Source organism: Paenibacillus sp. 2KB_22 (assembly GCF_052115745.1).
Classification (GTDB): domain Bacteria; phylum Bacillota; class Bacilli; order Paenibacillales; family Paenibacillaceae; genus Paenibacillus.
In genome coordinates, this window is sequence record NZ_JBFRHG010000001.1 from 582,718 (window position 1) to 595,554 (window position 12,837).

13 protein-coding genes are annotated in these 12,837 nt (G+C 44.1%); 2 read left to right on the plus strand and 11 right to left on the minus strand.

Translation table 11 applies throughout. The features are described 5' to 3' along the window. Positions 1-70: 70 nt before the first annotated feature. The 6 genes from AB4111_RS02425 to AB4111_RS02450 form a co-directional block, all read right to left on the minus strand. A complete protein-coding gene (locus AB4111_RS02425; protein WP_442030171.1) occupies positions 71-1,054 on the minus strand; it encodes an alpha/beta fold hydrolase in 984 nt (327 codons plus the stop codon). 126 nt (positions 1,055-1,180) lie between these two features. Next, entirely contained in the window at positions 1,181-2,179 is a 999-nt protein-coding gene (locus AB4111_RS02430) for an alpha/beta fold hydrolase (RefSeq protein WP_442030173.1), read from the minus strand. Positions 2,180-2,395: 216 nt separating this feature from the next. After that, complete coding sequence (locus AB4111_RS02435) at positions 2,396-3,766, minus strand: sensor histidine kinase (protein ID WP_442030175.1); 1,371 nt, start codon at positions 3,764-3,766, stop codon at positions 2,396-2,398. Next, positions 3,763-4,437 (minus strand): response regulator transcription factor, encoded by a 675-nt coding sequence (locus AB4111_RS02440; protein ID WP_124114570.1) that lies wholly within the window; start codon positions 4,435-4,437, stop codon positions 3,763-3,765. Before AB4111_RS02440 ends, AB4111_RS02435 begins: the two co-directional genes overlap by 4 nt. Positions 4,438-4,480: 43 nt before the next feature. Beyond that, positions 4,481-5,014: a GNAT family N-acetyltransferase gene (locus AB4111_RS02445; protein ID WP_442030177.1), complete on the minus strand. Its 534-nt coding sequence runs from the start codon at positions 5,012-5,014 to the stop codon at positions 4,481-4,483. A 98-nt stretch (positions 5,015-5,112) separates the two neighbouring features. After that, positions 5,113-5,718 carry a TetR/AcrR family transcriptional regulator C-terminal domain-containing protein gene (locus tag AB4111_RS02450; protein WP_442030179.1) on the minus strand — a complete coding sequence of 202 codons (606 nt, stop codon included), beginning with the start codon at positions 5,716-5,718 and terminating at the stop codon, positions 5,113-5,115. Positions 5,719-6,000: 282 nt separating this feature from the next. Between AB4111_RS02450 and AB4111_RS02455 the strand changes: the two genes are divergently transcribed. Continuing rightward, positions 6,001-7,440 (plus strand): DHA2 family efflux MFS transporter permease subunit, encoded by a 1,440-nt coding sequence (locus tag AB4111_RS02455; protein ID WP_442031559.1) that lies wholly within the window; start codon positions 6,001-6,003, stop codon positions 7,438-7,440. A 95-nt stretch (positions 7,441-7,535) separates the two neighbouring features. On the opposite strand, the gene AB4111_RS02460 is transcribed toward AB4111_RS02455, so the two are convergent. The 3 genes from AB4111_RS02460 to AB4111_RS02470 all read right to left on the minus strand — a co-directional run bounded on the left by AB4111_RS02460 (position 7,536) and on the right by AB4111_RS02470 (position 10,406). Next, a complete protein-coding gene (locus tag AB4111_RS02460) occupies positions 7,536-8,768 on the minus strand; it encodes a cytochrome P450 (RefSeq protein WP_442030181.1) in 1,233 nt (410 codons plus the stop codon). 211 nt (positions 8,769-8,979) lie between these two features. Next, positions 8,980-9,267 (minus strand): hypothetical protein, encoded by a 288-nt coding sequence (locus AB4111_RS02465; RefSeq protein ID WP_442030183.1) that lies wholly within the window; start codon positions 9,265-9,267, stop codon positions 8,980-8,982. After that, positions 9,264-10,406, minus strand: coding sequence for an NAD(P)/FAD-dependent oxidoreductase (locus tag AB4111_RS02470; RefSeq protein ID WP_442030185.1), 1,143 nt, complete (start codon positions 10,404-10,406; stop codon positions 9,264-9,266). The genes AB4111_RS02465 and AB4111_RS02470 overlap by 4 nt, the downstream gene beginning before the upstream one ends. A gap of 294 nt (positions 10,407-10,700) precedes the next feature. On the opposite strand from AB4111_RS02470, the gene AB4111_RS02475 reads away from it, so the two are divergent. Further along, positions 10,701-11,516, plus strand: coding sequence for an AraC family transcriptional regulator (locus AB4111_RS02475; RefSeq protein WP_253435183.1), 816 nt, complete (start codon positions 10,701-10,703; stop codon positions 11,514-11,516). On the opposite strand, the gene AB4111_RS02480 is transcribed toward AB4111_RS02475, so the two are convergent. Both AB4111_RS02480 and AB4111_RS02485 read right to left on the minus strand, forming a co-directional pair. Then, positions 11,513-12,154: an HAD family hydrolase gene (locus AB4111_RS02480; protein WP_442030187.1), complete on the minus strand. Its 642-nt coding sequence runs from the start codon at positions 12,152-12,154 to the stop codon at positions 11,513-11,515. The genes AB4111_RS02475 and AB4111_RS02480 overlap by 4 nt on opposite strands. A gap of 39 nt (positions 12,155-12,193) precedes the next feature. Beyond that, complete coding sequence (locus AB4111_RS02485) at positions 12,194-12,787, minus strand: DUF1349 domain-containing protein (RefSeq protein WP_442030189.1); 594 nt, start codon at positions 12,785-12,787, stop codon at positions 12,194-12,196. Between the last annotated feature and the right edge of the window lie 50 nt (positions 12,788-12,837).

The window sequence follows — 12,837 nt, forward strand, 5'->3', positions numbered from 1 at the left end:
CCCCGCAGGACGGTTTCTCCTATTCGTTCATGCACACCTGTTAAGTTAAAGAGTGTACGTCTACACATATTTACTGCGCTTCGTTCATAAAAGCTCTAACGTCTTCAGCAATTTTTTTGAATTGAGTATGATGTAAATAATGTGAACCATCCATTGTGATTACTTTCCCATGTACCGAATCTTTAATCTGTCCTTTGTGCAAAGGTATCCATCCTTCTACCCCTTCATTATTCGCTTGTACAAAGAGAAGCAATGGAAGATCTTTAGGGAAGGTTAAACCTTGAGCACCTTTAAAATTGGAATAAATATGATCCATCTCGTTTAATGACGTGGGATTGTACATGTTTTTGTTCGAGATCATTTTCATCTGCTCAACCGTCTGTTCATCGAACGCAAGTCCCTCATAGGGGTCTGCACCCAGTTTCATCATTAATCTTAAGAAACCTGTATTTCTAAGAAGAGCAAACGTTTTTAATGGGAACTTCGCATCTGTAATACTTGGTTGGGTGGATACACTGCTATCAATACCGACAAAAGCAGTTACCTCATCCGGATATTTGTTCACATAATCAATGCCGTAAATGCCCGCAATAGAGTGACCCATGAGCATGTACTGATGAATATCAAGTTGCTCCAGAGCTTCATGAACTTCACTTACGATATTCTCTGTGGTTCTTTCTTTTTCAGTTTCATCACTTAATCCATAACCGAATGGCTCAACAGCAACCACTTTGTAATATGGTGATAATTGATCAATAAGCAATTTGAAATCAAGCACTGGTGTTGCTGTTCCATAACCGGGCAGAAGCACAATCGTTTCCTTGCCTTCACCTTGAATGAGCACATTCATATTTTTTCCGTCTACAGATACATGCTGACCGTAAGACTCAATCTTTTTCGCCTCAGAATTACTGCTGATTACATTTGTGATATAAACAATACCTAGAAACAGAACAACGGCAATTAAGATTGCTCCTAGTATTTTAAGTATAATATTTCGTACCTTCTTGACCCTGGTTCTATTCTTGGCTTTCTTGCCTTCTGGTTGTGTCACGCTAATCTTCTCCTGTCCTGAACTGTTTGTTCGGTTGTCTTGTTTGGTGCTAATGAAATCTTATCCAATGAAAATGTACTCTCCGTGACGTCAATATGAACTGAATATGAACAAACTAATTAATATTTACCGTTGCGCCATAAAACCCATGAATTTTTCAGCGATTTCTTTGGCATGGGAACGGTATAAATAATGATTTGCTTCCAGCAGCACCATTTCACCACGCGCAGAGTTCTCTATTAACTTCTCGTGTTCGGGAACCCAATTGTCCACTGCAGGATGATTCTTTTGAACAAAGAAAAGAACCGGGAGATCAACTGGGAACGTTAACTGTTCAGCTGCTTTAAAATTGGAATACATGCTTACAATCTCGTTTAACTGAGTTGAATTAAACATGTTCTTTTGTATCAAAATGTTCAATTGCTCTTTGGTTTGTTCATCATACGGTAGCCCAGCATATGGGTCATCACTCATTTTCAATTGCAAACGTGGGAAACCCAAGTTACGGTACCATTGAATCGGTACGATTTCTGATGCTTCAACCTTCTGTTCACTAATCGCTGGAACACTGGTGTCCAGCCCAACGTATGCACTTACTTCATCTGCATATTTGTTCACATAATTCAGACTATAGATGCCCGAGATGGAATGACCCATCAAGATATAACGATCAATATGTAGACTCTGTAACACTTCGTGGATTTCACTGACGATATTTGCCGTACTGCGTTCCCTTTCGGTCTGATCACTTAATCCATAACCAAAAGGTTCAACCACGACGACTTTATAATATGGGGCTAGCTCCGAGATAAGTGGCTTAAAATCTAGTGCAGGTGACGCTGTTCCAAAACCCGGCAGAAGCACAATCGTTTCCTCGCCTTCGCCTTGAATGAACACATTCATATTTTTCCCATCTACGGATACATGTTGACCATAAGGCTCCATTCTTTTTTGCTCCGAATAACTACTGATTTTATTGACGGTATATACGATAGCTACAAAAAGTATGATTGCTATAACGATTGTGGCAAGCACTTTAAGCAAGATGCTTAACACTTTTTTTGTTTTGCTCTTACTTTGACTCTGACTCTGTACTCCTTTGTCTCCTTGATGTTTCACGTTCATCTGCTCCTATCCTCATCTGTATATTGGGCTAACAGGTTGCTAATGCAAGCCTAACCAACAAAGATGTACTCCCCGTGACCAGAGTATGAACGGAGTATGAACAAGCAAAAAAATACCATGTGTAACCATGCAAGGAAACTTGCATATTACACATGGTATGAAAATTGGGTTTTGATACTTGGAAGAATATTCTGTACCTTGGCTTATCCGAATAAACTAACTGTCTGTTGATGGATGGATAGGCAACGTAATGATAAAGGTCGTACCTTGACCAGGTTCGCTTTCCACCCGGATGTCACCCTGATGAAGGGACACGATCTGTTTAACGATAGCAAGTCCCATACCACTCCCGTCATATTTACGACTGTGGGAACGATCTGCCTTGAAAAAGCGCTCGAATATGCGCTTCTGGTCTTCAATGGGAATACCAATGCCCGTGTCGGATATTCGGACACTTACATGGTTGATATCCTCTTCGATACGGACTTTAATCATACCACCATCATTGGAAAACTTGATGCTATTTCCGATGATATTGGTCCATACCTGATTTAACTGATCGTGATCAGCCGTTACCTTCACGTTCTCCAAATCAAGCTCGAAATGAATATTGCGCGCAGACCATTGTGGTTGGAGCGCCACAATAACCCGCCGGATCTGTTCATCAAGACCTAAGGTATTGAGCCGAAGTTGCTGTGACTGCGATTCAAGCAAACTCAGCTTGAGCAGGCTGTCGCTCATTTTGGACATTCGCTTGGCTTCAGCAATAATAATATCCAGATAACGGTTCCGCTCGTGTTCTGAGAGGTTTACTTGCTTCAGTGCTGAAGCGTAACCGGATATCGAGGTGAGCGGAGACTGAACCTCGTGTGAAACATTGGTAACGAATTCCCTGCGCATCTGCTCCAACTGCTGCAGATCGTGCATCATCTCTTCAAAACTGCGAGCCAACGTACCTATTTCAGTCTTTTGCGTGATGTTCAGCTTGACATTGAAATCTCCAGCTGCAATCCGTTTGGTCGCTTTGGTCAATTTCTTGATTGGTCTCACCAGGTATACAGAAGCAATTAGAATCAGCAGACTTCCTGCAATCAACGAACAGCTTGCAAAGATTAAGCCAAATTGGACTACAAAAGAGGCGGAGGGCGGTGCGAGTGTTTCCAAAAACATCGCTTTTGTGCCCATTTCCGTCTTGATCGGTAGCCCCAAAAGAACGGTAGCGATCCCCTTGGGTGTGTCTTGAACAACCCCTCCATTTAACACTTTTTTGAGTTGCTCCATCGATACAGCAGCTGATTTATGTCCATTAAGCTTCCCATAAGTCTGGAGTTTGCCCGTTGCATCATAAATTCGAATATGATATGAATCAAGCTGTTTCATTCTGCTAACGAATAATTCTGCTTCATCCAGAGGCATCGTCTTATATATCTGCACTACGTCTTGGCCAAAGTTGCGTATGTTTATTCGGGCATTTTCATTCAATTTATCTTCGAATATCCAGGTTGACATAAAAAAAGAAATAACTGTACCCGCGATGACAGAGATCAGAAAGGTGAGCACCACACGAATGTATAATGATCTGATCATTCATGGACCTCAAGTCTGTATCCCAGCCCACGCACCGTTTCAATCCGAAAATCAGGTGTAGTCGCGAATCGTTCGCGCAGGCGCTTAATATGTACGTCTATCGTTCGATCATCTCCGGCGTAATCAATACCCCATATCTGATCGATCAACTGCTCACGTGTATAGACTTGACCTGGTGTTCCAGCAAGCTTATACAGTAATTCGAACTCCTTAAGGGGTAGCGTAAGCGACTCCGTACCTCTCATCACCTTATACGTCTGACGATCCAGAATGACGTTGCCAAACTGGATTGTATGTGTGGAGCCAATCTTGTATCGTTTTAACAATGCTCGGACACGGGCAGTCAATTCCAATGGATCAAACGGTTTGGTCAAATAATCATCCGTACCCAATTCGAATCCTTTCACCTTCTCCCATGTCTCACCTCTCGCCGTCAGCATGAGTAACGGGAGATCGGGATTGGCTCTTCGAAGTTCCTTGCACAGTGCCCAGCCATCCATGACTGGCATCATAATATCAAGCACAACCAGATCCACTGGCGTTTCGCCATACACGGTAAGAGCTTCCTTCCCGTCCGCAGCTTCCACTGTTGTGAATCCATCATTTTTGAGAAATAGACAGACGAGTTCGCGAATGTTCGGATCGTCGTCCGCAACGAGTATAGTAGCCATAGATTTCTCCTTTTCCTGTTTACGATCTAATAAAACATCATGCTTATAGTATATTTACAGCAAACATCGTATGTTCTTTCAATGTTCCCTGGATTGGAATAGGCTGTGACCCATTCTCCTTGAATCCTGCCTTTTGAAGGACACGGATGGAGCCAGTGTTTTCTGGTACAACACCCGCTTCGATTCGAGTAATTTCAGTTTCATGTTTGGCAAACTCCAGCACACATTGCAGGGCTTCGCTCATATACCCTTTTCCTTGATGTAGAATATCCGTCACATAACCAACGATCCATTTTGGGGTAGAATCCATTATGATCTCGAACAAAGAAATCTCACCGACGAGTTCATCCGTTGTATGTAGAAAAATACCAAAAGAATAGCGGTTTCCGTCTTCTCTCTTCTTGTTCCAGCTCTCAATGAGTGACCTTTGCCCCTCCAAACTGTAGAAAGACTCCTCCCGATTACTCGCTGAGATTTTCTCGATTTCCGCACGATTTCGAACCTGCAGATCCAGAAGCAATGAAGCATCTTCCACATTCCAAAATCTCACATAGATACGTTCTGCGCTGTATTTCATTACATTATTCCTCCTCTATTAACGTTAGGTGCAATGGCCTGCATTTTCCCTGTCATATCCCCCCGTTTGCTGTCATTGGTCAGTGGATTGTAGTTTGATTATATCAGGTCATTATAAGAGTACGAGCGAATCAAAGAGAATTGTTTAGCCAGGAAATGAGGTGAATAAGGCATATCGTTACGCAGCCAGGCAACAATGGTACCAATCAGGGCCGAAGAACCGTACCAGATTGCGATTTCTTTGTGAATGCCGGATTCTTCGAGTTCATCCTCCATTTCCACCCGATCAATTTTGGCTTTGACCAGCGTACTCAACAATTTGAGCAGTCGTTCTGTGAAAATGGGTGTGCGCTTCGAGGCAAGTACCACCTGATAGAACGAAGCGTTCTCCGCAAAATGCTCCAGTAACTTGACCAGAACAGGCCATGCCTCTTCTGTTCTTTGCTTCTCAAAATGAGGGGCATATTCATCCACGATCCGTTCAATATGCTCAATCATCTCATCAGCCATCTTTTCCATCATATCCGTAATATCACGATAGTGCAGGTAGAAGGTTACCCGATTAATCGTCGCTCGTTCGGCAATTTTGTTCACTGACAATTTTTCAATATCCATTTCCTGCAGCAATTCAACAAATGCACCTCGAATTAACTGACGTGTTCGCAATATTCTTGGGTCCACGGTTGATTTCTTTTCTTCTTTCATTCCCATCTCTCCTTTCAAAATTTTAAAATTACAATTTTAAATAATCAGTCGTTTATTAGTAAGACAGACTACACTTTTTATTTTTTTGTAAAATAAACAACGAAAACCATCCAAAACGTAAATTGTAATCTGTCCGAATATGTATATAATTCAATAAATACAATGTAAACTATACAACACGTTGTAAATTTAGTCACGTGTGGATTGAAAGGATGAAAAGGATTGAGTCAGGCTAGAGTACAAGAAGAATTATCCGTAAAGAAAGGCCCCATCCTGTTTATCATGATTTTGGGAGCCTTCCTTGCAACGTTGAATCAAACGATCATGAGTGTCGCTACACCGGAACTGATGGGTGATTTTAACATCTCCGCAGCAACAGCCCAATGGTTAACGACAGGTTACATGCTGGTGAACGGGGTTCTTATCCCTATCACAGCCTACTTCATGCAACGCTTTTCAACCAAGCAATTATTCCAAGCTTCGATGTTTATTTTCCTGATCGGTACCATCGTATCCGCTCTTGCAACCAACTTCGGCACATTGCTGACAGGACGTATGATTCAGGCAGCGGGCGCAGGTATTATCATGCCGCTCTTGATGCACGTTATTTTAACCTTGTTTGCTCCTGAAAAACGAGGATCAGCCATGGGTATGGTTGGTTTTGCGATCATTTTCGCTCCTGCCATCGGGCCTACACTTGCCGGTTATATTCTGGAGAACTACTCTTGGCAAACGATGTTCTATGGCATGATTCCATTAACACTTATTGTCATTGCCTTTGCGTTTGTATACCTGAAGAATGTATCCGAACGGGTCAACACCAAGTTCGACACGATCAGTGTCGTGCTGTCCACCATCGGATTCGGCGCATTGCTGTATGGCTTCAGCAGAGCAGGAAGTCTGGGATGGTCAAGTGCAGAAGTACTTATCTGTATTGCTGCTGGACTTGTTGCACTTGCGCTGTTCACTTGGCGTCAGCTCGTTTCGGAAGATCCATTGCTCGATTTGCGGGCTTTCAAGTACAACATGTTCTCCCTGACCACGGTCATTAGTATCGCGATTACGATGATCATGTATGCTGACATGATGTTGCTTCCCTTGTACCTCCAGAATGCACGTGGTTACACTGCACTGGAGTCCGGATTATTACTCCTTCCGGGTGCCCTTGTTATGGGCTTCCTGATGCCTGTAGCCGGAAAATTGTTTGACCGGTTTGGAGCGAAATGGCTGGCTGTTATCGGCATGGTCATCACGATCGTGACGACCATTGGTTTCATCGACTTAACGGATTCAACCAGTTATGGTTACCTGGTGTTAATGTCGACCGGCCGCCGAATTGGTATGGCTTTGCTCATGATGCCGATTCAAACTGCGGGGCTTAACCAACTGCCACCAAGACTCGGTGCACACGGTACAGCCATCTCCAATACCGTCAGACAAGTTGCTGGCGCTGTAGGTACTTCATTGCTCGTAAGTGTCATGACCTCCCGTACAACGGCACACGTACAGGATATGATGGCAACTGGTGCAGCCAATGGCCTCAGTCAAAAGCAGTTGGCTACAGAATCCATGATACAGGGTATCAATGATGCGTATGTCGTTATCATCGGTATCGCTGTCGTGGGATTGATTCTTTCCTTCTTTATTAAACGTACCAAACAAGCCAAAGAGGAAGAAATCAAACAGGTTGTAAGACAAAAAGTTTCCATGAATTCAAATTAAGTTATCCAGCCTCATACTTGCACAACAAAGCGGCAGATCAAGACGTTCACGTCTGATCTGCCGCTTTTTAGATTGTTATACGTGGAACCTGTTCTCTACCCAATGATCTTCACTGGCAGATGGGTCAATGACTGTCCCGGAGCTGAAGTGGCCAGATTATTCTCCAGATCAAAGGACTCCACGGGTTCAATTCGAGCAATCTTCTCCACAAATGCAGTCAAGGCAATACTTAATTCCATTCGTGCCAGCGGAGCACCCAGACAAAAGTGTGGACCATTGCCAAAGGTAAGATGTCTTTTATTATTATGACGATGAATATTTAACTCAAACGGGTTTTCAAACATCTGCTCATCCATATTGGCTGCACTCATCCAGGAGATGACAACATCACCCTTTTTCAAGTCCACTCCAAGCAGTTGGTTATTCTGCTTCACTGTTCGATGCCGCTTGGCATTATGAAACCGATAACGAAGCATTTCTTCCACTGCTAGCGGTACCAACTCCGGATTCTGTCTAAGTTCTTCATACAGACTCGGGTCATCGTACAGGAAGGAATAGAATGTATTGGACACCATATGGCTCGTTGTCTCAATACCAGCTCCAAGCAAAAGCATGGTCGTGCGAACAACCTCATCTTCCGTGAACTTCTCTCCTTCAACATCAACACTCAACAGATCCGTAATGATATCCTCACCAGGATGGGTCCGTTTATGAACCACTATAGGATAGAGGAATTGATAATACTCTTGAGCCGCAATCTGTTTTTTCAGTTCACTCTCCTCAGCAGTCTTCGGATCGGTGGGTTGAAACAGAATATCTACCCAGTTCTTAAAGCGATGGCTGTCTGTAAGAGGGATACCAAGCAGATCGGCCATAACCATCGAAGGCAGGGGAGCGGCCAGCGCCTGAACAATATCAATGGTCGTATCCGGTTTAATATCAGCTACGAGCTGCTGTGCAATGTTGCGAATTCGTGGCTCCCAGTTTTTCAGACTACGCGGTGTAAAAGCAGCGGATAACAACGAACGATTTTTTTGATGACGGGGCGGATCGATACTTGAAATGTTTAATTTGTCCGGAGGTGTGCCTTCGTTATTCTTCGCTCCGACCGCAATGGTCGTTCGAGTTCCTTCAGCTGAAAAATACTCATGATTGCTCAGGACCTGCTTCACATCATCGTATCTGAACACATTCCAGGTATCTGTATCTTCGTGATAGTACACAGGATGCTCGGACAACATTTTTTGAAACCAGTGAAGTGGAAAAAACTCCTCAGATCTGGTCTGGAACCCTGTGATGTCCTCAACACGTATCACTTCTTTATACATTAGGAAGCCACCTCTCAGAATAGTTTCATGATTGGTTACATGGGTACCTGAATTGACAGTTCAGCACCTACATCCATTTTATACCACCCGTTCATTAATTGGTATAAACCATTTGAACTAAATCACAAAAACCCCTTAAATAAGGGGTTTTCTTGTATACACAGCGTATATTTAATTTTCAGGGTTTCAGAACACACGAGATATGAGCCGATCAATCCCCTAATTTCGCCAATGCTTCCTCTAGCTGACCCAGCTGTGCAGAAAGGGTTTCAATCAAGTTCTGTGTTTGGTTTGCCTTCTCCATTAAGACTTGTTCGTCCGAACCGTCTATCGATGCATTACCGATTGGTGATGATTTCAATTCGGACAATTCGCGTTCGTATGTTTCTTGTTTCTCCAAAGCGATTCGCAGTTCTTCTTTTGTCGTACCGATCTGATGCTCCAGATATATGATGTCGGACGAGTTCACTCCATCGGATAAACGTTGTGAATATGTCATGACTCACCTCTTTCCATTTCATCCATTGCTTTGCCAACATTATACGGCTCAATATCGATATCCAGTTCCATTCCAAGAGCCAATTTGGCCAATTGACTCCCGATAAATGGACCCATGGTCAAGCCAGAGGCACCAAGTCCATTCGCGGTAATCAGCCCCCGCCACCCTGGCACAGCTCCCATTACAGGCAGAAATCCAGGTGTGAACGGACGGAAACCCACTCGTACTTCCTGGAATGTACTGTTTGCGAGACCCGGTGCCAGTTCCAGGCCCTTATTTAAAACCTCCTGCATACCTCCTGCAGTTACTCTTGTATCATAACCTTCCACATCATTTTCATGAGTGGCGCCAATGACAATCTTCTGTTGATCAAAGGCCAGGAGATATTGGTCAGACGGGGGCATAATCACAGGCCAGCGGCCTGTATTCTCCTCATCCGTGACATGTAAATGCATAATCTGTGCCTTTTGATAGTGTACTTTAAAGTGTATGCCGAGAGGCTTCAGCAGTGTATTGGCCCATGCACCTGCACATACAACGACTTCATCTGCGAGAAAGCTTTGATCATTAACACTAACACCAATGACCCGATCCGCTTCGAATTGAAGCGTGGCGTCTCCATGGATCACTTCCGCTCCATTCCGCTGTGCAGACCGGATCAAGGCATCGCGCAGCGCCCTCCCATCTATACGCGCAGCCCCGCTAATATGTACTGATTGATAACGTTCATCCAGTAGAGGAAAACGATCACGAGTTCCTTTGGCATCAAGAGGTGTAATCTCACCAATCTCCGGTGCATCTGCTTTGCGAAGGTATGCCCGTTCTTCCATCTTGTTGATTTTATCCTCATCCGTGTGAATGCTGAGCGCGCCCACTTGAGCATATCCGGTTTCCGTTTCTCCTTCATCCTCAAGCTCCGCTATGATGCCAGGGTAGAATCGCGCGCCACCCTTGGCGAGCTGATACCAATCCTTGTTGCGTCGCTGTGACAGCCATGGACAGATGATACCGGCAGCTGCATCCGTTGCCTGTCCTATATCTTTTCGGTCTATAATGATAACTTCTGCGCCCCGTTTGGCTAATTGATAGGCTGTTGATGCCCCCAGAATACCCGATCCAACTACGATGACTTTCTTCATGTTTGCATCCCTTTCCTTAATCACTCATCCATTATAGCGTATACTGTTTCGCATTCTGTTGGCAAGGCAGGCGTACTTTCAGGTCCAGAAATAGAGACTGATCTGACTGCGGTTCATGCTCGTCCATCCAATATAGAATGGTTGAATCATTTCTTTGAAAACGTTTTATTATTGCTCGCCATTCAATTAAAATTATTCCATTTATGTAATATAATTCATTCTAGGTTTCTTTTAACTCTGTAACCACGCCACTTACGCACATGATCCTTTAACGAAAAGAGGAATAACACGACGATGCCGAAACCTAGCATGGGGAATCCGCTGGATACCGATATGCCGCTCATGATTACAGGGCAAAACCAGTTGACCGTTGATGAATTGATGAATTGGAGCGACCATTCACGGGATTACAGCATTGTACAGTGCATCGGAGGAACAGGGCGAATCGCAGCTAAGAATCATGAATTTTCGATCAAAAAAGGCACAGCTCTCATTTTGTTCCCGGAGGTAACATACCGTTACCACAATCTGAGTGATTCATTACGATTTGATTGTCTGTCTTTCAATGGCTATTTATTACCACGATTCTTGCATACCTTGCAGATCGGGGAGCTGCGCGCCTTCAAGCCGGATGGAATGCTTCATATCCTGTTGCATGAAATTACGTTGGCGCTGCAGTCCCGGCACAAGGATCAGATCTGGCACGTATCTGCATTACTGTACATGCTTTTGGTCAGATTAACCATTGAAGGTAAACGCTATAGTGCTTACGAACGTTCTGATGCCCGATTAAGATTGGATGAACTCATTACTTTTATCAAACAAAATTATCATCAGGATATCTCTCTCCCCATGTTGGCTGAGCAGATGGACGTAACCGAACAACACCTGAATCGGATATTCAAAAAAGAATTTCAAATGACTCCACTGGAGTATCTGATGCGATATCGGTTGTTGAAAGCCAAGGAAATGCTCATTGAAAATGATGCAACTACGGCTCATGAAATAGCCAAAGCCGTTGGTTTTAACAGTGCCAGTTACTTTGGATCGGTGTTCAAAAAATATGAAGGGATCTCCCCTATCGAGCTACGCAAGCAATATCTGGATTAGAGAACCTCCATATCAATCTCGGCCAGCGAGGATAACCGCAGTTCATGCATGGCGAATTCCAGACCACGCGTTACCTCGTTAGGCACGATGATGCAACGAATACCTGCGGCATTGGCTGCCTTCAGTCCGTTAGGTGAGTCTTCGAACACAATCGCTTCCGAAGCCTTGATTCCCAGACTCTGGAGAGCAAGAAGGTATAGTTCAGGATCAGGTTTGACTCTCTTCACATCTTCCGATGTATGAACAACTGTGAAATAATCAAAAATGTCTAATTTCTGCAAGTAACCATGAACCCAGTCCCGTGTGGAGCTGGAAGCAACGGCAAGCTGAATGCCTTTTTCCCTCGCAGACTCAAGCAATTCATACACCCCAGGAAGAATAGCCGCCTGTCCCAAATAGGTTTCGTATTTCTGTTCAGACAGCAGTTTGATATGATCATGATCAATTTTTCTTTGAAGCGCCTGCTCCAGATACAGAAAAGGATGAAATTCATCAAAGGATGTCCCCACATTTTTCGACCATAGGTCCAGACCAAGTTCAACCCCGTGCTCTTCATAGATATCGCGAAACGCATAATACCAAGGTGTCTCTGTATCGACAATGAGTCCATCAAAATCAAATATGAATGCTTTTACCATGAACCTGTTCTCCCTCCAATGATCGGCCGGGGGAGCAGATTAGAAGCGTGCGGTCAAGTCCGGATGAGTAACGTTCACAGACAAAAAGTGACACGTACAGCCCGTTCCAGTCGGCGATTGTGCAACTAATCCAGCTCGAAGTTCCCCTTGTATCGGCATGCCAAAATATCGAATTAGTTTCCACTCTTCCCCATCAGGTGAATAAAAGAATGATATGCAGTCCTCTACTTTCCGTATACGCAGATAGGGATTAGATACGGAGACTTCAACCGAATTGCAATCATCGGATGAACCATCACGTGTGACCACCGACACGATGGTAGGTGTTTTTCCATCATACTCAAAACAAATTTTGCACCAGTTAAGATCATCCGCCATCACCATCAGGCATCCGGAATCGTATTGATTTTTCATATCTACGGTTAACTGGGTTGTGATTTCGAAGTCGCCAGGTACAGGCATGGACAGGAAGGGTGCAGTTGCACGAATATGCTTGCCCGCAGGGTCCTGGAAAAAGTCGGTATCCGCTTTCGCTTCCACCATCACACCTCCCTGATCCGTATAGGACCAGCTCTCGGGCTCGTTCATCCAGCTCCACTGATTCCGTGCTTCTGTTGTCATTATGTTCATCATTCCGTATCCTCCCAAGTTAAGTTATTTTTAGTTTTTTCTGTACTACATAT